Genomic DNA, 24,747 nt, shown 5'->3' with positions numbered 1-24,747 from the left:
GGCCGCCGAGACAGCACTATCGTGACTTTACGGTTGCCTGACAAGCAACGATAATTGAGCGCTGACAAAAGAAAATCTTATGACCAAGCTCCGCCCTCATCTTCCGCTCAATGCCCTTCGCGCGTTCGAATCGTCGGCGCGCCACCTGAACTTCACGCGCGCCGGCCTCGAGCTGAGCGTGACCCAGGCCGCGGTCAGCCAGCAGGTGCGCTCGCTCGAGGAGCGGCTCGGCTGCACGCTGTTCACGCGGCTGCCGCGCGGCCTCGGGCTCACCGACGAGGGGCGCGCGCTGCTGCCCGTGCTGAGCGACGCGTTCAGCCGCATCGAGACGGTGCTCAAGCAGTTCGACGGCGGGCGCTTCCACGAGGTGCTGTCGCTCGGCGTCGTCGGCACCTTTGCCATAGGCTGGCTAATGCCACGGTTGAAGCAGTTCGGCGATACGCACCCGTTCGTCGAGCTGCGGCTGCGGACCAACAACAACGTCGTCGATCTCGCCGCCGAGGGCCTCGACTTCGCGATCCGCTTCGGGGAAGGCAGCTGGCCGGCGACGCGCAACGAGCACCTGCTCGACGCGCCGCTCACCGCGCTGTGCGCGCCGGACATCGCGCGACGCCTCGCGCAACCGGCCGATCTCGCGAACGAAACGCTGCTGCGCTCGTACCGCACCGACGAATGGCTCGGCTGGTTCGACGCCGCGCAGCTCGCGCCATGGGCGGTCAACGGGCCCGTGTTCGATTCGTCGCGGTTGATGGTCGAGGCCGCGATGCAGGGCGCGGGCGTCGCGCTCGCGCCGGCATGCATGTTCGTACGCGAACTTCAGCTCGGCCTGCTCGCGCGGCCGCTCGACGTCGACGTGCGTGCCGGCGGCTACTGGCTCACCTCGCTGAAGTCGAAGCCGCTCACGCCGGCGATGACGCTCTTTCGCGACTGGATCGTGGCCGAAGCAGCCGCCGCGGCGCAGGCCGAATGACACGGCCCCGCTTGTCCACAGAAAGTGTTGGCAAGGATGTGGATATCCTGGGTACCCGGGGCCTAAGCCGTTGATCGCGCACGAATTAGCGTGCGGACGCAGACATCGGGCAGCCCGTGTGCACGGGCTTCGCGAGCGGGCCCCTCGGAGGCCCGATCCTCAACTGTCGCGACGCAATCGATTGCGAGTTATCCACAGAATATGTTGGCAAGCCTGTGGATATCCCGCCGATGCGGCGCGTAACACGCTGATACAAAAGGGGATTCGATACAAGGACCTTGCTCGGTCAACCGTGTGGCACCGCACACGCTTTCGCACGGCACGCGCCGCACCTCCGGCACGGGGCCGGACGGTTCTCCACAGATTGTGTTGGCAAGCTTGTGGATATCCTGCGCATCGGCCACCTAACTCATTGAGCGCACGGGGTTTTGTGCTTCGTCTGCAGAATCGGGCAGCGCCGGCGCAGCCCTTTCGGCCAACGCCGGCGCCAGCCGCGCATCAATGCCGGTCAAGCCCGCCGCGCAGTTCGCTCGCCTTGTCGCGCAGCGCCTCGTAACCCGAGCGCGCGTGCTCGGGCAGGTCGGGATCGCCGATCAGCGCACCGAGCGTTTCGATCAGGCTGAACAGAATGCCTTTCGCCGCGCCGACCGCGATGCTCTGCGATTCGATCGACTTGTGCAGGTGGTCGACCGCCGCTTCCAGATTCTCGAGCTTGTGCTCGCCGTCGTCGGGCCGGTTGTCGGTCGTCATCGTCTACCTCCGCCATCGTTCAAGGGTCATGTCACGATTCTATGCCGCGTCGCGCGAACGTGGCGCGACATCGCGCAACGTTCGCGCAGCACCGCGCTACAGCACCGCGACCACCTTCACGCGGCCCGGCTGCTCCGCCGACGCGACGACCTGGCCGTCGACGCGGCGGAACGTGAGCGACACGGTTTCGTCACCGACGCGCAACGCGTCGATCCGCAGCCAGTCGACGCCTTCCGGCAGCGCCGGGCGCTCGACGCGCACCTCGTGACGCGACGCGTCGATGCTCACGCCGAGGCAGGCCTGCAGCATCATGAACGGCGCGCCCGCCGCCCATGCTTGCGGCAGGCAGGCCACCGGATACGCGGTCGGCGGTTCGCCGCGCCGGCGCGGAAACCCGCAGAACAGCTCGGGCAGGCGCATCTCGAAACTCACCGCCGCCTCGAACAGCGCGCGCAGCAGGTTCACCGCGGCCGTCTTGTCGCCGTAGCGCGCGAGGCCGCGCGCGATCAGCGCATTGTCGTGCGGCCACACCGAGCCGTTGTGATACGCCATCGGGTTGAAGCGCGGCTGGCCGGCGGCCAGCGTGCGGATGCCCCAGCCGGTCTGGAACAGCGCCGAGCCGAGCACGCCGGCAACCGCCGCGCCGCGCTCGGCGTCGGGCAGCCCGAACGCGAGCAGGTGGCCCGCGTTCGATGCGAACACGCGGCACAGGTCGCCATGACCGTCGAGCGCGATGCCGTAGAAATCGCCTTCCGGCATCCAGAACAGCGCGTCGACCTGCTCGCGCAGCGCCTTCGCGCGCAACGCATAACGCGTGGCGTCGGCCGCGTGGCCGCGCCGGTACGAGCACATCGACATCGCATCGAGCGCCGCGCACGCATACGCCTGCACTTCGACGAGCGCGATCGGCCCGTCCGGAAAGCGGCCGTCCGCATGGAACACCGAATCGTGGCTGTCCTTCCAGCCCTGGTTCGCGAGGCCGCGCTCCGACGTGCGCTGGTAATCGAGCAGTCCGTAAGGATTGCGGTCGCACTTGTCGATCACCCATTGCGCGGCGCGCTCGAGCGCGGGCCACAGTTCGTCGATCAGCGCATCGTCGCCGGTGCGTTCGACATAGGCGCCCGCGAGCACGATGAACAGCGGCGTCGTATCGACACCGCCGTAGTACAGCGCGAACGGCACCTCGCCCGTCGCGGCCATCTCGCTGCGGCGGAACTCGTGCATGATCTTGCCGGGCTCCGCATCGCGGAACGCGGAAGTCTCGCGCGCCTGGTGCTCGGCCAGGAACCGCAGCACGCCACGCGCGAGCGACGGCTGCAGCCAGAGCATCTGCAACGACGTGATGACCGCGTCGCGGCCGAACGGCGTCGAGAACCACGGAATGCCCGCATACGGGTACGGCCCCGTGTCGAGCTGCGTCGTGAGCAACCCGAGATCCGCGAGCGAACGGTCGAGCCACGCATCGAACAGCGGATTGCCGGTGTTCACGCGCGCCATCGATTCGCGCCGCGCGCGCATTTCGCGGTGCACGCCGACGAGCGCGGTGCGCAGCGCGACGCGGCCGCATCCCGGCCCTTCCTCATGCGCCGGGCCGAGCGTCGCGTCGACGGTCAGGTAGATCGACACGCATGCCTGCGCGGCGATCGTCAGCGTGTAGTCGGCACGATCGACCGACAGCGCGTCGGGCGCCGGCGAGAAATGCACGGTCACGTTGCGCTCGACGCTGTCGAGGCCGTCGTAGCGCAGCCGCACCGCGCCCGCGTCGACGCGCGGCGCCACCACGGTGCCGCGCTTCGGGCGCTGCGTGCCGCGCACCTCGAACATGTCCTTGAAATCGGCCGCGAACGACAGCGACAGCGGCACCTCGGCCTCGCTCGAGCCGTAGTTCGTCAGCGTCAGCGCTTCGTAAAGCACGTCGCCCGCGAGCACGCGCATCCGCTCGATGTGGATCACGCCCTCGGGCGTTTCGTGGCCGCCGAGCGGCGGCAGCGGGCGGTTCGTCAGGTGGGCGGTGAACGACGCGTTGTCGGCGCTCGTCGCGCCCGACAGCAGCGACGGCGCGCGGCCGCCGAACGTCAAGCGCCACTTCGACAGCACGCGCATGTCGTCGACGAACAGGCCGTCGTCATGACCGCCGATGTCGCCGAGCGCGTCGCTGACCACGAACGCGTTGCCGGATTTCAGCACGTACTGGTTGTTGCGCGCCAGTGCCTGCGGATCGGCTTCGGGCGCGATGAAGGCGGGGCCCGACGCGTGGGTCGGGGCAGTTGGCGCAACCTGCGGCGCCTGGGTCGTCGTGGCTTCGGCGTGATTCGGCATCGATGCTCCTGTGTCGAGCGCGACGCGCGTCGCGCGTCGCTTGGTTCGCACAGGATAGGACAGAACCGTAGACGCGTGCAGCGCCGCTCCGGCGCGTCATTGAGATTCTGTTCACATTGATGGCCGGCCGGCCGTGCGTCGCGAAGAATGACGCCCTGTTCAGCGACGCCGAGCCGACGCGGCCATTCATCATCACAAGACTTCCACCCGCCCTATGCAATTCGTTCAGTACAAAGACCGCGAGTACGGCGTAATCGCCGTTCAACGCGCCAATCAGCGCTGGGACGGCGTCTACGAACTCCGTACGCGCCATCCCGCTCCGCCACGCGTGCGCCGCTTCATCGTCGCGTCGATGTTCGGCTTCGATTCGAAGCTGAGCGCGATGCACGACGCCGAGCGCAACGCGCGCGCCGATATCGACCACGGCCTCGGCTGCGATCCCCGCGCCGGCGACTGACCGTCACCCGGCCGTGACCGTGCTCCCGCCCCTGTCTTCCGTCACCCGCACGATGCGTCGTGCCGCGGGGGTCGCCGTCTTCGCCGTGCTGCTGAATGCGCTCGCGCCGGCGATCACGTCGGTGCGGGCAGCATGGCGCGACGACGCGGCAACGGCACGGGCCGTGCTGCAACTCGCGCCTCTCGCCGACGCGCGCCATGGCGCGCACGCGGGTCAGGCCGGCACGCCCGCGCGCGATACCGGCACGCATCACGGGTGCGGCGACGATACATGCCCGTTTTGCCATGTTCACGCCGGAAGCTTCGGCCTTCCACCCTTGCCGCCGCAAGCGGTGCCCCTCCTCGCGTTCGCCGAACGGCCCCTGGCCGCACGCGCGCGGATGCTTCGTCATGTGCCGCCGTGGCCGCACGCGTTCTCGCGCGGCCCGCCGAGCGCCGGTTGAATTCCCGGCCGCGCAGGCGTTCGTTCCGGTCTCGCGTCATCTGGCTGCACGACGGCTTCCCGCCGCCGCGCACGGGGCACGCTGCGCGCAGTTTCTACATGCACGAGTTATTGACAGGAATCCAAATTGATTACCCATCGCTTTCCGGCGCTCAAGCGCCATGCTCTTTCGGCGGCAACGGCCGTCACCCTCTCCGCCGGCTTCGCCGCAACGCCCGCCGTCGCGCACGAGTCGCCCGTCACCGGACTCACGCCGGACAGCCACGCGCCCGCCGGCGTCATGTACGACCACATGCACAAGAAAGGCGGCTGGATGATCGGCTACACGTTCTCGCATCAGAACACCGGCGGCGCCGTGAAACGCAACGGCCGAAGCGTCGACGATCATGAACTCGCGATGGCCGGCTACACGATGAAGCCGACCGGCATGCAGATGAACATGCACATGCTGCACCTGATGTACGCGCCCAGCGACGCGTTCAACCTGATGGTGATGCCGATGTACATGGACATGCCGATGACGATGCAGGGACTGTCCGGCGGACGCGGAGGACACGGCGGCGGACATGGCGGCGGACACGGGATGGGCGGCGGCGAGATGTCGCACGGGGCATCCGGGCTCGGCGATACGGTCGCCGCGGGTCTGATCCGGCTGTACGACGACGGCCGTCATCACCTGCATGCCGGCCTCGGCATCAGCATGCCGACCGGATCCGTCTCGCGCCGCAACGGGGACGGCACGTTCGCCCATTACGGAATGCAGATGGGCACCGGTACCTGGGATGCGATCCCGAGCATCACGTATACCGGGCAGATGCAGCGCTGGAGCTGGGGCGCGCAGGCGCTCGCGCAATTGCCGATGCAGCACGCAAACCGTTCGGGCTACCGCGTCGGCAACCGGTTCGAGGCGAACGCCTGGGGCGCCTTCCGGCTGACGCCGTGGCTGAGCGCGTCCGCGCGCCTGAACTACACCGCGCAGGGCGCGATACGCGGCGCCTACGACGGCCCCGTACACATCGCCAGCCCGGACGATCTGCCCGGCAACTATGGCGGCCGCGTGCTGAAGGTCGGCGCGGGCCTGAACGCCGTATTCCGCTCCGGGGCGCTCAAGGGGCACCGGATCGGCGTCGAGTACCTGACGCCCGTCGCTCAGAACCTCAACGGCTATCAGCTCGAGCAGCGCGCCGCGTTATACGCCAACTGGTCGATCGCGTTCTGATCGCCCGGGGCGGCGGCCTGCCCCGCCGCCCCGCGCCGGTCAGAACTTCCACAGGATGTTGCCGAGGATGGCGTTGTCGCGCACGCCGCTGCCGTACTGGCCGCTGTACGTGAGGCCGAGCGTCAGGCGCTTCGTGATGTTCGCGTCGATGCCGGCCTCGAGCACGGCGCTGTCGCGGGCAATCGGCACGCCCGACACCTGGAACGACGTGCCGCCGTTCGCGAACGTGAACGCCGACGACGGCCGCACGTTGCCGAACGCATGCCGCCAGCCGACCGTCCCGCGCGCGGTGAACGTGCCGCTCCCGATCGAGCCGAGCTGCGACGCCGCGCGCAAGCCGAGCGTCGAGAAGCCGACGTGGGTCGTCTCGCCGCCGGCGCGCAGTGCGGCCGCGCCACCCGTTTCCGTATAACCGTCGGTATGCAGGTTCACATACGCGAGGCCCGCGAACGGTTCGATCGCCACGGGCCCGACCGGCAGCGCGTAGCCGACTTCGCCGAACACCTGCGCCGAATTCGCGTCGTAACCGGCCGAATCGTGATCGGAGAAGCCCGCGAAGCCCGGATTGCGGTCGCTGTTGATCCGGTACCACGTGTACGACGCGCCGCCGCGCACGCCGAGCGCACCGTACTGCGCGCCGCCGTACAGCGACAGGTAGTAGCTGTTCACCGACGCCGACGAACTCTGGGCGTTGTCGAGCGAGCTGTGCGTGACGCCCGCGGCCAGGCCCGCACGCCACTTGTCGTTGAGCGCCATGTCGGCACCGGCGATGAAGCCCGTCATGCTGCGGTTGATCGTCGACGCGTTGCCGTCGCCCGTGAGCCGGCTGCGGCCGCCGAACGCCTGCCCCCAGACCACCGGTTGATAAGGCGTGCCGCCGTAGCAGCCCTCGCGCGAACCGATCCGGCGTTCCGGCGACAGCGTCGGGTCGACCGCGCCGGCCGTGTTGTCGCCGCACAGCGCGGCACCGCCCGACGACAGCGCGGCGAGCGGGCCCGATCCGGGCGCGAGGCCCTGGCGGACGCGATCGGTCACCGCGTCGCGCACGTAGCGGCTGTCGAGCAGCAGCATGCTCTTCAGGCTCGCCTGCAGTTCGCCGTCGAGCAGCCCGTATGCGCGGCGTGCGGTCGGCACGTCGGTCGTCAGGACTGCGTCGTACAGCGGATTGCCGGCGCCGAGCCCGCCGAGCGCGGCCGCGACCGCACGCTGGTTGGGCGTCGTCGCGACGTCGGGCAGCGACGTGCCGTTCTGGACCAGTCGCAGGTACACGTGATTCGGGTCGTAGCTGAGCGTCGGCATCAGGAACGCATAGTTCGCATTCACCTGGCTGAACGCGCCCTGCACGCCCGATGCCGCGGTCACGATCGTGTAGGTCGTGCTCGGCTGGTAGCCGCTCTGGTTCGCGAGCACCTGCACGGTGCCGCCGTTCAGCGTCGCCGTGCCGCCCGCCGCGAGGCTGCCGCTTTGCTGCGGCGAAGCCGCGACCTGGAACGTCGAGCCCGGCTGGAACGTGACGTTGCCGCCCACGTTCAGCGCCGCGCCCGGCTGCGACGCGGCCGCCGTCGCGCCGCCCTGCACCACGAGGCCGCCGATCGTGCCGGTGCCCGTGACCGTCGCGCCGTTCTGCACGGTGACGGTCGACTGGCCGAGCGACCCGTTGACGGCGAGCGTGCCCGCGCTGACCGTGGTCGGCCCGCTCAGGGTGCTGGTGCCCGTCAACGTCAGTTGCCCGCTGCCGGCCTGCGTCAGCGAGCCCGCACCGGACAGCACGCTTGCAATCGTCACGTTGCCGGATTGATTGACGATCAGCGCGCCGTTGTCGACGACATTGCCGGCGATGCTGCCCGACGTACCGCCGTTGCCGAGTTGCAGCGCGCCGCCGGCCGCGATCGTGGTGCCGCCCGTGTACGTGTTCGCGCCCGTCAGCGTCTGAACACCGGTGCCGGCGATCGTCACGCCGCCCGCACCGCCGATCGTCCCGCCGAACGTACCGTTGCCGCTGCCGTTCAACGTCAGCGCGTTGGCACCGAGATTGATCGTCGCGCCGGTCGCACCGTTCAACGTGCCGATCGTCTGCGCGCCCGTCGCGGCGCTTACGTCGAGCGTCGCACCCGTGCCCGCGAGATTCACCGCGCCCGCCGACGCGAGGCTGCCGCCCGCACCCAGCGCCAGCGTGCTGCCGCCGTTGATCGTCGTGCCGCCGGTGTAGGTGTTCGCGCCCGTCAGCGTTTGCGTGCCGCTACCGGCAACCGTCACGCCGCCCGTGCCGCCGATCGTCCCGCCGAACGCCGCATTGCCGCTGCCGTTCAGCGTCAGCGCATTCGTGCCGAGGTTCACGTTCGTGCCGGCCGTGCCGGTCAGCGCACCGATCGTCTGTGCGCCCGTCGCGGCGCTTACGTCGAACGTCGCACCCGTGCCGGCGAGATTCACCGCGCCCGCCGACGCCAGGCTGCCGCCCGCACCCAATGCCAGCGTGCTGCCGCCGTTGACCGTCGTACCGCCCGTGTACGTATTCGCGCCCGTCAGCGTCTGCGTGCCGGCGCCCGCGAACGTCACGTTGCCCGTACCGCCGATCGCACCGCCGAACGTGTTGTTACCGCTGCCGTTCAGCGTCAGGCCATTCGCACCGAGGTTCACGTTCGTGCCGGTACCGCCGGTCAGCACGCCGAGCGTCTGCGCGCCCGATGCGCCGCCGAGGTTGAGCGTCGCGCCCGTGCCGGCGAGATTCACCGCGCTGCCCGACGCCAGGCTGCCGCCCGCCCCCAGCGCCAGCGTGCTGCCGCCGTTGATCGTCGTGCCGCCCGTGTACGTATTCGCACCCGTCAGCGTTTGCGTGCCGGCGCCCGCGAACGTCACGCTGCCCGTGCCGCCGATCGTCCCGCCGAACGTGCCGCCGCTTCCGTTCAACGTCAGTGCGTTGCCGCCGAGGTTCACGTTCGTGCCGACCGCGCCGCTCAGCGCACCAAACGTCTGTGCGCCCGATGCGCCGCTCACGTCGAACGTCGCACCCGTGCCGGCGAGATTCACCGCGCTGCCCGACGCGAGGCTGCCGTTCGCGCCGAGCGCCAGCGTGCTGCCGCCATTGATCGTCGTGCCGCCCGTGTAAGTGTTCACGCCGGTCAGCGTTTGCGTGCCGGCACCCGCGAACGTCACGCTGCCCGTGCCGCCGATCGCGCCGCCGAACGTGTTGTTGCCGCTGCCGTTCAGCGTCAGGCCATTCGCACCGAGGTTCACGTTCGTGCCGGTACCGCCGGTCAGCACGCCGAGCGTCTGCGCGCCCGATGCGCCACCGAGGTTGAGCGTCGCGCCCGTGCCGGCGAGACTCACCGCGCTGCCCGACGCGAGGCTGCCGTTCGCGCCGAGCGCCAGCGTGCTGCCGCCATTGATCGTCGTGCCGCCGGTGTAGGTGTTCGCGCCGGTCAGCGTCTGCGTGCCGGTGCCCGCGTACGTCACGCTGCCCGTGCCGCCGATCGTCCCGCCGAACGTGCCGCTGGCCGTCCCACTCAGCGTCAGCCCATTCGCGCCAAGATCGACGTTCGTATTCGCCGCGCCGTTCAACGCGCCGATCGTTTGCGCACCCGACGCGCCGCTCAGGTTGAACGTCGCGCCTGTGCCGGCAAGGTTCACGGCACCGCCCGACGCCAGGCTGCCGTTCGCGCCGAGCGCCAGCGTGCTGCCGGCGTTGATCGTCGTGCCGCCCGAGTAGGTGTTCGCACCCGTCAGCGTTTGCGTACCCGTGCCCGCGAACGTCACGCCGCCGGTGCCGCCAATCGTGCCGCCGAAGTTGCCGCTGGCCGTCCCGCTCAGCGTCAGCCCGTTCGCGCCAAGATCCACGTTCGTATTCGCCGCGCCGTTCAACGCGCCGATCGTTTGAGAGCCCGATGCGCCGCTCAGGTTGAACGTCGCGCCTGCGCCGGCAAGGTTCACGGCACCGCCCGACGCGAGGCTGCCGTTCGCGCCGAGCGCCAGCGTGCTGCCGGCGTTGATCGTCGTGCCGCCCGTGTAGGTGTTCGCGCCGGTCAGCGTCTGCGTGCCGGTGCCCGCGAACGTCACGCCGCCCGTGCCGCCGATCGTCCCGCCGAAGGTGCCGCTGGCCGTCCCGCTCAACGTCAGCCCGTTCGCGCCAAGATCGACGTTCGTATTTGCCGCGCCGTTCAATGCCCCGATCGTTTGCGCACCCGACGCGCCGCTCAGGTTGAACGTCGCGCCTGCGCCGGCAAGGTTCACGGCACCACCCGACGCCAGGCTGCCGTTCGCGCCGAGCGCCAGCGTGCTGCCAGCGTTGATCGTCGTGCCGCCCGTGTAGGTGTTCGCGCCGGTCAGCGTTTGCGTGCCGGTACCCGCGTACGTCACGCTGCCCGTGCCGCCGATCACGCCGCCGAAGGTGCCGCTGGCCGTCCCGCTCAGCGTCAGCCCGTTCGCGCCAAGATCCACGTTCGTATTCGCCGCGCCGTTCAACGCGCCGATCGTTTGAGCGCCCGATGCGCCGCTCACGTCGAACGTCGCGCCTGCGCCGGCAAGGTTCACGGCACCGCCCGACGCCAGACTGCCGTTCGCGCCGAGCGCCAGCGTGCTGCCGCCGTTGATCGTCGTGCCGCCCGTGTAGGTATTCGCACCCGTCAGCGTCTGCGTGCCGGCACCCGCGAACGTCACGCTGCCCGTGCCGCCGATCGTCCCGCCGAACGCGTGGTTGCCGTTGCCGCTCAACGTCAGCCCGTTCGCGCCGAGGTTCACGTTCGTATTCGCCGCACCGGTCAGCGCGCCGATCGTCTGCGCACCCGACGCGCCGCCGAGGTTGAACGTCGCGCCCGCACCGGCGAGGTCCACCGTACCGGTCGACGCAAGGCTGCCGTTCGCGCCGAGCGCCAGCGTGCTGCCGCCGTTGATCGTCGTGCCGCCCGTGTAGGTGTTCGTGCCGGACAGCGTTTGCGTGCCCGTGCCGGCCACGGTCAGGCCGCCGGTGCCGCCGATCGTGCCGCCGAAATTGCCGCTGGCCGTCCCGCTCAGCGTCAGGCCGTTCGCGCCGAGGTTCACCGCCGAGCCGGCCACGCCGCTCAGTGCGCCGATCGTCTGCGCGCCCGTCGCGCCGCTCACGTCGAACGTCGCCCCCACGCCGGCCACGTTCACCGCGCCCGTCGCCGCGAGGCTGCCGCCCGCACCGAGCGCCAGCGTGCCGGCGTTGATCGTCGTGCCGCCCGTGTAGGTGTTCGCGGCCGTCAACGTCGTCGTCGCCGCGCCGTCCTTCACGAGACCGCCCGCGCCGGCGATGCCGCCGTTCAGCGTGAGCGCGTTGCTGCCGCCGAGCGTCAGCGTCGCGCCCGTGCCGAGGTTGACCGCGTTGTTGACCGACAGGCTCGTGTTCGTGTCGAGCGTCGCCGCGCCGCCGACGTTCAGCGCGCCGGAACCGAGCGCCCCGCCGTTGCCGAGCACGAGGCCGCCGCTGTTCAGGTTCGTGCCACCCGAGTAGGTGCTCGCGCCGTTCAGCGTCTGCGTACCGGTGCCGGCCAGCGTCAGGCTGCCCGTGCCGCCGATCGCACCGCTGAACGTGCCGCTGGCCGTCCCGCCCAGCGTCAGCCCGTTGCCGCCCATGTTGACGTTCGTCCCGGCCACCCCCGACAGCCCGCCGATCGTCTGCGCGCTCGTCGCGGCGCTCAGGTCGAGCGCCGCGCCCGCGTTGGCCAGGTTCACCGCACCGGTTGCCGCCAGGCTGCCGCCCGCGCCCACCGCGAGCGTGCCGGCGTTGATCGTCGTGCCGCCGGTGTAGGTGTTCGCGCCCGTCAGCGTCGTGGTCGCCGCGCCGTCCTTCACGAGGGCGCCCGCGCCGGAAATGCCGCCGCTCAGCGTGAGCGCGTTGCTGCCGCCGAGCGTCAGCGTCGAACCGTTGCCAAGATTGACCGCGTTGTTGACCGACAGGCTCGTGTTCGTGTCGAGCGTCGCCGCGCCGCCGACGTTCAGCGTGCCGGTGCCGAGCGCCGCATTGTTGCCGAGCACGACGCTGCTGCCGCCGTTCAGGTTCGTGCCGCCCGAGTAGGTGCTTGCGCCGTTCAGCGTCTGCGTGCCGGTGCCGGCCAGCGTCAGGCTGCCCGTGCCGCCGATCGCGCCGCCGAAGGTGCCGCTGGCCGTCCCGCCCAGCGTCAGCCCGTTGCCGCCCATGTTGACGTTCGTCCCGGCCACTCCCGACAGCCCGCCGATCGACTGGGCGCCGGTCGCGCCGCTCAGGTCGAGCGCCGCACCCGCGCCGGCCAGGTTCACCGCGCCGGTCGACGCCAGGCTACCGCCGGCACCGAGCGCCAGCGTGCCGGCGTTGATCGTCGTGCCGCCCGTGTAGGTGTTCGCGGCCGTCAACGTCGTGGTCGCCGCGCCGTCCTTCACGAGGGCGCCTGCGCCGGAAATGCCGCCGTTCAGCGTCAGCGCATGGCTGCCGCCCAGCGTCAGCGTCGAGCTGGTGGCGAGGTTGACGGCGTTGTTGACCGACAGGTTCGCGCTCGTATCGAGCGTCGCCGCGCCGCCGACGGTCAATGCGCCCGTGCCGAGTGCCGAGTTGTTGCCGAGCACCAGGCCGCCGGCATTCAGCGTCGTGCCGCCGGCGTAGTTGTTCGCGCCGGACAGCGTCACGGTCGCCGCGCCGTTCTTCACGAGACCGCCGCCGCCCGAGACCGTGCCGCTCAGGCCGACATCGGCGCTGCCGACGAGCGTCAGCGTCGTGCCGGTGGCGACGTTGACATTGTTCGCGAGCGATACGTTGGCGGTCGCGTCGAGCGACGACGAGCCGTTGACGTTCACCGCGCCGATGCCGAGCGCCGTATTGCTGCCGACCGCGAGGTTGCCGCCGTTCAGGTTCGTGCCGCCCGAGTACACGTTCGTGCCCGTCAGCGTCTGCGTGCCGCTGCCGGAGAGCGTGATACCGCCCGCGCCGCCGATCGAGCCGGCATACGTCGCATTGGTGGTGCCGTTCAGCGTCAGCGAATTGCCGCCGAGGTTCACGCTGGTACCGGCCGAGCCCGCCAGCGCGCCGATCGCCTGCGTGCCCGATGCGCCGCTCACGTCGAACGTCGCGCCGGCGCCGGTCAGGTTCACGGTGCCGGTCGAGGCCAGGCTGCCGCCCGCGCCCACCGCGAGCGTGCCGCTGTTGATCGTCGTGTCGCCGGTGTAGGTGTTCGCGCCCGTCAGCGTCAGCGTCGCCGCGCCGTTCTTCACGATGCCGCCGTTGCCGTTGATGGTGCCGGCCAGCCCGAGATTGTTGCTGCCGCCGACCGTCAGCGTGGTGCCGTTGGCGAGATTGACGTTGTTGCCGAGCGTCGTGTTCGTACTCGAGTCGAGCGAGGCCGAGCCGTTGACGTTCAGCGCACCGCTGCCGAGCGCCCCGTTGTTGCCGACGACGATGCCGCCGCCGTTCAGGTTCGTGCCGCCCGTATAGCTGTTCGCGCCGTTCAACGTCAGCGTGCCGCCGTCGTTCTTCGTCAGCGCGCCGCCGCCCGTCACCGCGCCCGACAGCGTGAGCCCGGTCGCGCCCTGCACCGTCAGCCCGCCCGCGCCGAGGGTCACGGTGTTGGCGACGTTGAGCCCGGCGGCACCCGCCTGCAGCGTACCGCCGTTGGCCGTGACGTTACCGGTGCCGAGCGACGCGCTGTTGCCGATGATCGCGACACCGCCCGACAGCGTCGTGTCCTGCGCGGTCGATGCGCCGTTGATCGTCCAGTTGCCGCTCTGGACGGCGACGTGATTGAAGTTGACGTAGTTGTTGACCGCGATCGTGCCGTTCGCGCTGGTGCCCTGCTGCAGGTTGAGCGTGTTGTCGCCGCCCGCGCCGCCGTCGACCGTGCCCGTCGCCGCCACGTTGATCGTGTTCGGGCCGATCGTGATGTTGAACCCGCCGCCGGTGCCGCCCGCCGTGTTGACCGACGAGCCCGTCACGGCATTGAACGTGTTGGTGCTGTTCGCGCCCATCGACACGCCGCCGTTGATCGTGCCCGAGTTGGTAAACGTATTGCCCTGGCCGGGCGTGCCGTTCGAGCCGAGCGACACGCGACCGTTGATCGTCCCGCTGTTCGTCATGTTGACCGCGGCGCCGCCGTACGCGGCCACCACGGGCGCGTCCGCGCCGACGAGGGTCGCGCCGACCAGCGGGTTCGAGCCGATCGTGCCGGTGTTGTTGATCGTCGACGTACCGCCCGTGCCGTTCTGGACCGACAGCGCCATGCCCGTCACGCCGCTGATCGCCACGCCGGTCGTGCCGTTCATCGTGCCGTTGTTGACGACCGTGGTGTTCGCGCTCGCGGACGCATTGCCGACCACTGCCCCGCTCGACAGCACGCCGAGGCCCGAGCCGAGTGCGGACGGATCGATCGTGCCGTTGTTGGTCAGCCTGACGCCGTTGCCGGTCAGCGACATCGCGGTGCCGCCGACGCCGAGCAGAACGCCCACGCTCGCGCCGGGATTGACGGTGGCCTGGATGTTGTTCGCGCTGTTCGCATAGCTCGGCGCAAGCGGGTTGGCGACCCCGGAGCAGGTCACCGTCGTGCCCGCCGTGCTGCAGGTCGCCTGGGCGGGCACGATACCGGCGCCGGACAACGCCAGGAAAACGCCCGTCGGCAACAGCAATCTCGGAAACGGTTCGCCGGCTTTTTTCGAACGCGCAAGATTCATGCTTTCCCTCGTTATTGGAATTGGTATTACCGTGAAATCGAACGGCCGGCAGCAGAAAATCGCGGACAAAACATCCGCTCCGGCTGTCGCGATGCGACGTCGGTTAATTCATGGACGAATCTTTAATTGGCCCGGGAAGGCAGGCGTGAAACTAGTCGAATGACATGTCGATGGCCCCTGTTTTTCTGCAGCGATTTTCTGGTTGATTTGATCACCGCCCTGCTTTTGTCAGACAAGGCTATATCAAAAAAACAGGCTTTTCCAGTCGATCTTTTCCCCATTTGATCGAGGTCCGGCGGGCACGCATTTTTTACTTATCGGAGCGCGTCTGACAGGTAAATCCGTATTCCTTTTGTCAATTTCCTGGATATTTATTTACAGCAGCGAAAATGACGCATCCGTGAAAACACGGATATCCACGCGATTATCACGGTCAAATTTTTTTGCGACGCAATATCCACATGCCCGGGAAGTATCGACACACGACAATCCACCCGCCCGTCATTCATCAGACGAAACGTCCGGCATTTCCAGGGTTACGTCGATGTTCGTCACGCATCGACCGGAAGACCCGCACCGCGTGACGAAAACAGCCGTATCAGATAAAGCATCGGCCGGAACGAGATGGGCCGCGCATCGGGGTTCACCCACAACCGCACCGCATACACCGCGTAGGCCGGCACTTCGCGCCAGCTCGAATAGATGTCGCGCAACTGGAAACGCGCCGGGTACGCGGCGGAGATGTTCGCCCGCGCGATGCCGACACGCTCGAACGCGAGCCGCGCCCGCGCGAGGTGGTAGAACTGGCTGACGATCAGCACGCGCGACACACGGTGCGCCTGCAGGTAAGCGAGCGTGTGCTGCGCCGTCGCGAGCGTGTTGTCGCCCTGGTCGTCCACCGCGATCCGGTCGGCCGGCACGCCGCGCGCCACCAGATAGTCGCGCATCGCGGTCGCCTCGTTCAGCCCGGGGCCGTCGATCGCGCCGCTGACCAGGAACGCCGGGCACTGCCCCGTGCGGTAGCAGCGCACGCCGACATCGAGCCTGGCGGCAAGCACGGGCTTCGGCGCGCCGGTCGCGTCGAGCGCATTGCCGAAGATCACGGCAACGTCGGCCGGCTCGCTCGGCATCCGCAGCCCGTGCGCGACGAGCGCAACGGCTGCGACGATCCACAGGCAGGCAACGATGGCCAGCAGGCGGCCCGTTCGGGCGAAGAAGCCCCGTTTGTTACGGTTTTTCAAGGTTTTGGGTCTCTCAGGTCGTCGGGCTCGCCGGGCATTTCGGCGTGCCCGGCCCCGCGCGGGCGCGTAACGCTAGCACGGTGAGCGTTCGGGTGTCCACGCGGCGGACCGATGCCGGACGATGGCCGGCCTTCCGTCAAGTCGACCGGAGCAGCGTGCCCGGCGAAGCGGGCAGGCAATTGGAAAGGGAAAACCTGCGGAGATCTACGGAGATCGAAGGAACGTGAATGACCGTGCCGCGATGCACGGCCCGGCCCGAATCAGTCGACCGGGCACATCGCGAGCCGCCCCATCGCCTCGCCGGCGCCGCGCACCGCGCAGGTGGCCGGCTCGTCGGCGATCCGGGCGACGAGGCCCGTCTCGTCGTACAGCAGGCGCTCGAGATCCGCGAGCAGCGCGCCGCCGCCCGTCAGCACCACGCCGCGATTCGCGATATCGGTCACGAGCTCGGCCGGCGCATTCTCCAGCACCGACTTCACCGCGCCAATCACCTGCTTGAGCGGCGCGACCAGCGCGTCCGCCACGTCGTGGTTGGACAGCTCGATCGAGCGCGGCAGGCCGTCGCCGACACTGCGCCCGACCGCGCGCGTCGACCTGCGCGGCACCGCGCTGGTGGCCGAGCCGATCGACTGCTTCACGTGCTCGGCCGTCTGCTCGCCGAGCAGCACGCCATACAGGTTGCGGACATGGTTGACGATCGCCGCGTCGAACTGGTTGCCGCCGACGCGGATCGCCTCGCGGTAGACGATGCCGCCGAGCGCGATCACCGCGACTTCCGTCGTCCCGCCGCCGATGTCGACGACCATCGAGCCGACCGGCTCGGTCACCGGCAAGCCTGCGCCGAGCCCGGCCGCCAGCGATTCCTCGATCAGTTCGACCTCCGATACACCCGCCGCGAACGCGGCCTCGCGGAGCGCGCGGCGCTCGACGGCCGTCGCATCGGACGGCACGCACAGCGTGACCTCGACGCGGCGGCCGAAACGCGACCGCGTGCGCGACATGTCGATGAAGCTGCGGATCATCTGCTCGGCCGCGTGCGCGTCGGCGATCACGCCGTGCCGCATCGGCCGCACGGCTTCGAGATGCCCCGGTTCGCGGCCGAGCAGCGCCTTCGCGAGCTCGCCGACGGCCTCGAGCGTCGGCCGTGCGTCGGTCGCGCCGGCCTTGCGGAAGCAGACGACCGACGGCTGGTTCAGCACCACGCCGCGTTCGTGCGTATAAATCCGCGTACTTGCCGTTCCAGGGTCGATCGCAACGGGTTGCGCAAACAACTTTCCGAACAGCGGTGTCGACATATCAAACCCTTGTAATCGAACGGACGCGGGGCAGCCGCGCCGCATTTCCGTGGCGCGGCCATGCCGCTCCATCACGGACTTAGCGGCAAATCGTTCCGATACTTTAGGCAATTCCGATGATTTTTTCGCGACGCAATTGTCAAATGTGCCGTTCCGGACACATCCGGCTACGCCACAGCCTCTCGCATTACGTCTGTAAAACACGGTAATCTCTCGGTCTTGCCTGCTCCCGGCAGGCCTCAGACGCCCGATCACGCCAGGTATTTCCACCATGACAGCGACCGTTTCCTTCCGCTGGGCGCGGGTGCGCCCGCTTTGCACGACGCTCGTCGCCTTCTGGTGCTGCACGGTCGCCGCGCAACCGCTGCCGGCCCCCGAATCCGCCGCCGCCAAGGCCACCGCCGCCAGCGCGCCGGCTGCCACGCCCGCCGCATCCGGGCACACCTGCGACGCCGACGGCGGCCCGGCCGGCCGCCCGTCGATCGGCCTCGTGCTGTCCGGCGGCGGCGCGCGCGGCTACGCACACCTCGGGGTCCTGAAGGTGCTGGAGGACAACCGCATCCCGATCGACTGCATCGCCGGCACCAGCATGGGTGCCGTGGTCGGCGGGCTGTATGCGAGCGGCATGGCCGCCGGCGAGATGCAGAAGCGGCTGTCGGAGGTCAACCTCGCGGACATCGCGTTCGACGTGACGGACCGCGCGGACCTGCCGCAAACCAGCCGGGAGGACGAACGCCTGTACGTCAACGGGCTGACGCTCGGTTTCGGCAAGAAAGGCGTGAAGGCACCGGTCGGCCTCGTGCAGGGCAACCGGCTGCAGGCGCTGCTCGCGAACTGGACGGCCGCCGTGCCGACCAACCAGCCGTTCGACCGGCTGCCGATCCCGTACCGCGCGGTCGCGACCGACCTGCAGACGGGCCAGATGGTGGTGCTCGACCACGGCTCGCTGCCGCTCGCGATCCGCGCGAGCATGGCCATGCCGGGCCTGTTCGCGCCGGCCGAGATCAACGGGCGCGCGCTGGTGGACGGCGGGCTCGTCAGCAACCTGCCCGTCGACACCGCGCGGCAGATGGGCGCGAACGTCGTGATCGCGGTCGACATCGGCTCTCAACTGCGCCCGCTCGACGCGCTCGCGTCGCCCGCCGACGTGATGCAGCAGATGGTTGGCATCCTGATCCGCCAGAACGTGACCGCCCAGCGCAAGCAGCTCGACGCGCAGGACGTGCTGCTCACGCCGGATCTCGGCGCGCTCGCGTTCACCGATTTCCAGAACGCGAAGCAGGCGATCGCCGCCGGCGCGGCCGCCGCGACCGCGGCGCTGCCGAAGCTGCAGCGCTTCGCGCTCACGCCGGAACAATATGCGGCGTACCGCTCCGCGCACGCGCAACCGCTGCCGCCGCCGATCCGGATCACGCGCATCGAGATCAAGACCTCCGGCGGCGTGCCGAAGCGGGTCGTCAGCAACGCGCTGCACGTGAAGCCCGGCGACACCTACGATCCGAACACCGTCAGCCAGGATCTGCTCGGCCTCACGACGGGCGGCAACTTCGAGAGCGTCACGCAGCAGATCGTGAGCCACGGTGACGAGAACGTGCTCGAGATCGACGCCCGCGAGAAATACTGGGGGCCGAATTTCCTGCTGTTCGGGCTCGGCATGTCGAGCAGCTCGACCGACGAGGGCGGCTTCCGCCTGCATGTCGGCTACCGGCGCCCGTGGCTCACCGAATCGGGGCTCGAATTCCGCGCGGACACGACGATCGGCAGCGACCTGCAATCGGCGCGCGTCGAGTTCCGCCAGCCGCTGTCGATGGCCTACGGCGTCTATCTGTCGCCCTACGCGGAATACCAGCGCCGCTACGCGAACCTGTACGACGACTCCGGCGACGTGAAGATCACGCAGTACCTGATGCAGACCGCGCGCGCCGGGCTCGATTTCGGCCTGCCGATCGCGCGGCTCGGCGATTTCCGGATCGGCGTCGGGTACGTGACCGGGCACGGCTCGCCGACCTACAACCTGCCGTTCGACGACGGCAGCGGTCGGACGCTGCTGTGGCCGAGCTTCACGTCGCAGGCGCTGATCGCGCGCGCGCGGCTCGTCATCGACCAGCTCGACGATCCGCTGTTCCCGCGCAAGGGCTATTTCACCGAGCTCCGGATCGAGCGCTCGCTGGTGTCGCGCAACGGGGGCTCGGCGAGCGAATTCGACGACGGCATCAACAACGCGCCCTACACCGAGATCTACGGCAAGGCGATGGTGGCGCAGCAGTTCGGCAGCCACAGCGTCAGCGCGACGATCGAAGGCGGCAAGAGCATCGGCGGCACCAACCTGATCAACGCGTTCAACTTCACGCTCGGCGGCTTCCAGCATCTGTCCGCGTATGCGGCCGACCAGTTGAACGGCAACGAGCTCGCGTATGCGCAGGTGACCTACATGAACCAGCTGATGACGTTCAACGCATCGCCGATCAAGGCGCTGTCGGTGGGCGCCAGCGCGGAAGTCGGCAACGTCTGGTCGAGCGGGCAGCAGATCGGCGGCGGCGCGCTCAAGCAGAGCTATACGTTCTTCACGAGCCTGTCGACCGCGTTCGGGCCGGTCTATCTCGGCGTGGCGCTCGCGCCCGGCGGCCGCCGCAACTTCTACCTGCAGCTCGGCCGCACGTACTGAGCGTGCGCGGGTGCCGCTTCGGCGGCATCCGCCACGCCTTCGCGCGACACGCCCGGATCAGAACGCCGCGGCCATCGCGACCGCCCGGGCCTGCGCCCGTTCTATGCTGTCGCTCGCCCGCGCTCCCCACGTGTGTTCGACGGTCAGGCTCCGGACCTCGCTCACGCCGATGAACCTCAACCAGAATTCGATGTAGTCGGCCTGATGCCGGAACCCGGGATTGTCGGCACCCGCGCCCGTCTCCCGGCTCTGTCCGCGAACATGGATGACCAGCGCGCGCGGAATCTCCAGCAGCGGGGCGTAGGCCTTGCCGTCGAACGTGAACAGCATGTTCCGCTGGCTGACGAGATCGATCAGCTGCTTGAGCTTGTACGGATAGCCGAAATTCCACATCGGCACGCCCACGACGATCCGGTCCGCTTCCTGAAAGCGCTTCACGAGCGCCTGGATGCGCCGCCAGACCGACTGTTCCGCGTCGTCCATCGGCGCGTTGGCGACGCCTTTGTACTTCGCGCCGATCGCGTCGCTGCCGAAGTCCGGCAAGTCTTCTTCCCAGACATTCAGCGTATCGACGTCGATCGATGCGCCCGTTTCCCGGAACGCATCGACAAAGGCATTGGCGACCGCGATCGACGCCGACCTCGCGCCGCGGGGAGAAGACACGATATTCAAAAGCCGCATGACGTATGACCCTGACAGGAATGCATGAACAACGGAGCGGCCACCGTGGCTGCCCCGGCTTCACGGCTGCGTCGCGGGCCGCCCGCCTCCACTGACACGAATCGGCCCGCCCACACAGTTGCAATTGCAATCGTAATGCAAAGCGCGCACGTGCGGCAAACGAATCGTCATGGGGTGGCGGTGCGGGCAGACATCGGGACGGGAAAGGAACGGCGGGACAAGCCGGCGACGCGCTCGAATCCGGCGCGCGCGGCTGTCGTGGGGTCGTGGGGTCGTGGGGTCGTGGGGGGTTGCTGTCGAGTCCCGGGGGCCCGGGACTCGTGTTGCGGATCGTCAGACCGGCCAGCTGATCTCGAAGCGTGCGCCGCCGAGTTCCATCGGGTCGACGACCGCGATCCGGCCGTTGTGCGCGTGGAGCACCTGCCGCGTGATCGACAGGCCGAGGCCATAACCGCCGGTGCGGCGGTCGAGGCGCACGAACGCGTCGAAGATCCGCTCGCGCTCGCTCTCCGGCACGCCGGGGCCGTCGTCCTCGACGAAGATCCCGATGTTGCCGTGCACGAGCGAGATCCCGACGACGATCCGCGACCTCGCGTACTTGCTCGCGTTGCGCAGCAGGTTGCGCATCGCGTACGACATCAGCCGCCGGTCCATCTTCACCCGCAGGTCCGACGCAATCGCGATGCGCGACTCGATCGCGCGTTCCGGATACAGCAGCTGCGCATCGCTGACCTGGTGTTCGAACCACGCGACGGGGGCCGTCATCTCGAGATTCGACTGCAGCGAACTGTATTCGAGCCGCGCGAACGTCAGGCTCATGTCGATCAGTTCCTCGAGCTCGGTCACGTCCTGCGCGATGCTCTCGAGCGCGCTCTGGTATTCCACCGCGGAACTTGGCTCGCGCAGCATTTCGAGCGCGAAACGCACACGTGCGAGCGGCGTGCGCAGCTCGTGCGAGATGCCGTTCGTGAGGTCGCGCTGCGCGGCGATCAGGCGTTCCATCCGCATCGCGAGCGCATTCAGCGTCCGTGCGAGCGGGCCGATGATCACGCTGTGCGATTCGCGCGCGCGCGTGTTGAAGCGCCCGCCCGTGAAGTCGATCGCGCGCTCGCGCACCATCACCAGATCCGACCACACCGGCCGCATCCACCGGTACGCCGCGAGCGCGGGTGCGGCGAACACGAACGCGAGCACGATCCAGATGTCGCCGGGCAGCGAATCGAACGCATGCCACACGACCTGCGGCGACAATTCGACACACAGCGCGAGCGCCGGCACGAGCGCGGTCAGCAGCACGAGGCCGAGCAGATGCAGGTAGGTGCGCACGTAAAGGCGCGACCAGCTCGGAATGCGGTCGGCGCGCGTATCGGTCCACGCGCGGCGGAAATGCAGCCAGCGCCACTTGACGTAGCGCAGCGTCGGCAGCGGCGGTGCATCGGGGTGCGAACGGGTTCGTCGGATCATCTCGGCTCCCGGCCGGCAGGGGGAATGCCCGCGCGGAACGTGACGGCGTCGCCCGAAGGCCGCGTCATTCCCACGCGTGCTTGCTGAATTGATAACCCTTGCTGCGGATCGTCTTGATCCGCTGCGGGTTGCTCGCGTCGTCGCGCAGCTTGCGGCGCAGCTTCGAGATGCGCCCGTCGATCGTGCGGTCGAGGCCGTCGAACTCGACGCCGCGCAACTGCAGCATCAGGTCGTCGCGGCTGACGACTTCGCCCGCATGGCACACGAGCGCCCACAGCAGGTCGAATTCGGCCGACGTCAGGTCGGGCGTGCTGCCGTCGGGCAGCACGACGGAGCGGTCGGTGCGGTCGATCGAGAACTTGCCGAACGCGTAGCGTTCGGGCTGCGGCGCGCTGCTCTCGGGCGCGCGCGCGGGCGCACGGCGCAGCTGGGCCTTGATCCGCGCGAGCAGGATGCGCGGCTCGACCGGCTTGTGCACGTAGTCGTCCGCGCCGAATTCCAGGCCGAGCAGCTCGTCGAACGGCTCGTCGCGGGCCGTCACCATGATGATCACGCCGTCGTACTGCTTGCGCGCCTCCCGGCAGATTTCGAAGCCGTCCTTGCCCGGCAGGTTCACGTCGAGAATGACGAGATCGGGACGAATGGACAGGATCGCCGGCACCGCGGCGTCACCATGCAGCACAGTGTCGACTTCATAGTCGTTCTTGCGCAGGTAGCCGGCGATCAGCGTGGACAGGCGGGTGTCGTCTTCGACGAGCAGGATACGAAAAGACATGGGCAGCGGTCGGTTCATCGGGGAAGCCGCGGCGGCGCCGGCCGGTGCCGGACGCCGGCCATTGGCCGAAACGTACCGCATGATACTGCGCCAGCCGATTGCCTGTTTAGCGGTCTTGAAAATAAGGGAACGATATCGGCCGAACTTGACGAATCGGCGCCGGGACGGTTCCATACGGGCTCGCCTGAATCCGGGCCATGCCCTGCCCGCCTGACTTGATGAATTATCAAACGATCCTCGAACGCATCCACACCGAACTCGCCCCCTGGATTGGCCAGGGACGGGTCGCCGATTACATTCCCGAGCTCGCGAAAGTGCCCGCCGACAAGTTCGGGATGGCCGTCGTCACACTCGATGGAAACGTTTGCACGGTCGGCGACGCGCACGAGCGCTTCTCGATCCAGAGCATCTCGAAGCTGTTCGCGTGCACGCTCGCGTTCCAGTTGCTGGGCGACGACCTGTGGGAGCGGGTCGGCCGCGAGCCGTCCGGCAACGCGTTCAACTCGCTGGTCCAGCTCGAGAGCGAGCGCGGCAAGCCGCGCAACCCGTTCATCAATGCGGGGGCACTGGTCGTCACCGACGTGCTGTGCCGCCGCTTCGTGAAGGCCGAGACGGCGCTCGTCGAATTCGTGCGGCGGCTGATCGGCGCAAACGACATCGACTACGATTCGCGCGTCGCGCAGTCGGAACTGCAGCACGCGGAGCGCAACCGCGCGATGGCGCACTTCATGGCGAGCTTCGGCAACATGCAGATGCCGCCCGACACGGTGATCGACGCGTATTGCCGACAGTGCGCGATCACGATGAACTGTGTCGAGCTGGCAAGCGCCGCGCTGTTTCTCGCGAATGGCGGGGTCGCGCCGGTGACCGGCGAGCGGATTGTGGATTCGAGTTCCGCCAAGCGGCTGTCGGCGTTGATGCTGACCTGCGGCACTTACGATGCGGCGGGGGATTTTGTGTATCGCGTCGGGTTGCCGGCGAAGAGTGGTGTCGGCGGCGGGATCGTGGCGGTGCTGCCCGGGGAGATGGCGGTTTGTGTGTGGGCGCCGGGGCTCGATGCTAATGGGAACTCGTTGGCGGGGACGCTGGCGTTGGAGTGGTTGACGACTTATTCGGGGAGGTCGATTTTTTGAGGGGGCGCAGTTAGCGCGTGCCAGATCTGATGTGACAGCGGCAGGTGAGTTCCGGCACACTCAATGGCGAATTCGTCATTCGGCTGCAATCGCCCCGGAGCGGACACCGCAAGCCTCAAAGCCTACGGTTTGGGGTGTCCATGAAGCGGCGGACTCATCGCTTATCGATACTCGTTTTGGTTACTGGCTCGATTCGTCTGCTGACCATACGGCCAGTTCATAACCATCGGGGTCAATAAAGTGAAAGCGCCGGCCGCCAGGGAACGAGAAAGCCTGACGGTTGATGGTGGCGCCCGTCGCCTCGATCCTTCGCTGGATTTCAACCAGATCATCAGCGTAGAGGATGACTAGCGGGCCGCCTGGCCGGACAGGCTCACCCGTTGTCAACCCGCCTGCGATCCGGCCGTCGTGAAACTCGGTGTAGGTCGGGCCGTAATCGGTGAAAGTCCAGCCAAAAACGCTGCCATAGAAAGCCTTGCTTCGTCCAATATCGCTGACATTGAATTCGATGTTATCGATCTGGCGGTCTTTCCCTCGAATGCTCATCAGTACCCGTTCCCTTGGTTGTCTGCCGAAAGGCAATATATGCACCGTAGCCGCCCGTAACGACATGGAATGGTATTGCGCTGAAATGGTTGACGACTTGTTCGGGGAATCGGGCAACCGGAATCCATACCAGTCTCTCGACTGG

General features: G+C 68.5%; 15 protein-coding genes. 6 read left to right on the top strand and 9 right to left on the bottom strand.

All coding sequences use genetic code 11. The features are described from left to right. Positions 1-79 precede the first annotated feature (79 nt). A complete protein-coding gene (penR, locus tag PQB87_RS21745; protein WP_060066690.1) occupies positions 80-970 on the top strand; it encodes a beta-lactamase transcriptional regulator PenR in 891 nt (296 codons plus the stop codon). A 498-nt stretch (positions 971-1,468) separates the two neighbouring features. On the opposite strand, the gene PQB87_RS21740 is transcribed toward penR, so the two are convergent. Next, a complete protein-coding gene (locus PQB87_RS21740) occupies positions 1,469-1,720 on the bottom strand; it encodes a hypothetical protein (RefSeq protein WP_006482135.1) in 252 nt (83 codons plus the stop codon). 96 nt (positions 1,721-1,816) lie between these two features. After that, on the bottom strand, positions 1,817-4,039 hold the full coding sequence (locus tag PQB87_RS21735; protein ID WP_233344176.1) for an amylo-alpha-1,6-glucosidase: 2,223 nt from the start codon (positions 4,037-4,039) through the stop codon (positions 1,817-1,819). A gap of 214 nt (positions 4,040-4,253) precedes the next feature. Here PQB87_RS21735 and PQB87_RS21730 point away from each other — a divergent pair, with 214 nt between their 5' ends. From PQB87_RS21730 to PQB87_RS21720, 3 genes are all read left to right on the top strand, one after another. Further along, positions 4,254-4,496, top strand: coding sequence for a hypothetical protein (locus PQB87_RS21730; protein WP_059686798.1), 243 nt, complete (start codon positions 4,254-4,256; stop codon positions 4,494-4,496). A gap of 13 nt (positions 4,497-4,509) precedes the next feature. Next, on the top strand, positions 4,510-4,938 hold the full coding sequence (locus tag PQB87_RS21725; protein ID WP_301863285.1) for a DUF2946 domain-containing protein: 429 nt from the start codon (positions 4,510-4,512) through the stop codon (positions 4,936-4,938). Between the two features lie 126 nt (positions 4,939-5,064). Beyond that, positions 5,065-6,156: a transporter family protein gene (locus PQB87_RS21720; protein WP_301863284.1), complete on the top strand. Its 1,092-nt coding sequence runs from the start codon at positions 5,065-5,067 to the stop codon at positions 6,154-6,156. Positions 6,157-6,195: 39 nt separating this feature from the next. Here PQB87_RS21720 and PQB87_RS21715 read toward each other — a convergent pair whose 3' ends face one another. The 3 genes from PQB87_RS21715 to PQB87_RS21705 all read right to left on the bottom strand — a co-directional run bounded on the left by PQB87_RS21715 (position 6,196) and on the right by PQB87_RS21705 (position 17,338). Next, positions 6,196-14,802 carry an autotransporter-associated beta strand repeat-containing protein gene (locus tag PQB87_RS21715; protein ID WP_489243764.1) on the bottom strand — a complete coding sequence of 2,869 codons (8,607 nt, stop codon included), beginning with the start codon at positions 14,800-14,802 and terminating at the stop codon, positions 6,196-6,198. 551 nt (positions 14,803-15,353) lie between these two features. Further along, positions 15,354-16,043, bottom strand: a complete 690-nt coding sequence (locus PQB87_RS21710) for a YdcF family protein (protein ID WP_233344181.1) — start codon at positions 16,041-16,043, stop codon at positions 15,354-15,356. A 260-nt stretch (positions 16,044-16,303) separates the two neighbouring features. Next, entirely contained in the window at positions 16,304-17,338 is a 1,035-nt protein-coding gene (locus PQB87_RS21705; RefSeq protein ID WP_027789592.1) for a rod shape-determining protein, read from the bottom strand. A gap of 271 nt (positions 17,339-17,609) precedes the next feature. On the opposite strand from PQB87_RS21705, the gene PQB87_RS21700 reads away from it, so the two are divergent. Beyond that, on the top strand, positions 17,610-20,003 hold the full coding sequence (locus PQB87_RS21700; RefSeq protein ID WP_489243763.1) for a patatin-like phospholipase family protein: 2,394 nt from the start codon (positions 17,610-17,612) through the stop codon (positions 20,001-20,003). Between the two features lie 57 nt (positions 20,004-20,060). On the opposite strand, the gene PQB87_RS21695 is transcribed toward PQB87_RS21700, so the two are convergent. The 3 genes from PQB87_RS21695 to PQB87_RS21685 form a co-directional block, all read right to left on the bottom strand. Next, positions 20,061-20,684, bottom strand: coding sequence for an FMN-dependent NADH-azoreductase (locus PQB87_RS21695; RefSeq protein ID WP_060066705.1), 624 nt, complete (start codon positions 20,682-20,684; stop codon positions 20,061-20,063). Between the two features lie 333 nt (positions 20,685-21,017). Continuing rightward, a complete protein-coding gene (locus tag PQB87_RS21690; RefSeq protein WP_233344183.1) occupies positions 21,018-22,148 on the bottom strand; it encodes an ATP-binding protein in 1,131 nt (376 codons plus the stop codon). Positions 22,149-22,212: 64 nt separating this feature from the next. Then, positions 22,213-22,923 carry a response regulator gene (locus PQB87_RS21685; protein WP_027789596.1) on the bottom strand — a complete coding sequence of 237 codons (711 nt, stop codon included), beginning with the start codon at positions 22,921-22,923 and terminating at the stop codon, positions 22,213-22,215. Between the two features lie 218 nt (positions 22,924-23,141). Between PQB87_RS21685 and PQB87_RS21680 the strand changes: the two genes are divergently transcribed. Beyond that, positions 23,142-24,056 carry a glutaminase gene (locus PQB87_RS21680; RefSeq protein ID WP_027789597.1) on the top strand — a complete coding sequence of 305 codons (915 nt, stop codon included), beginning with the start codon at positions 23,142-23,144 and terminating at the stop codon, positions 24,054-24,056. Between the two features lie 180 nt (positions 24,057-24,236). Here PQB87_RS21680 and PQB87_RS21675 read toward each other — a convergent pair whose 3' ends face one another. Beyond that, positions 24,237-24,602, bottom strand: coding sequence for a VOC family protein (locus PQB87_RS21675; RefSeq protein ID WP_059686815.1), 366 nt, complete (start codon positions 24,600-24,602; stop codon positions 24,237-24,239). Positions 24,603-24,747: the final 145 nt, after the last annotated feature.

The organism is Burkholderia sp. KL41 (genome assembly GCF_057005415.2).
This window is presented reverse-complemented; position numbering and strand designations above follow the sequence as displayed.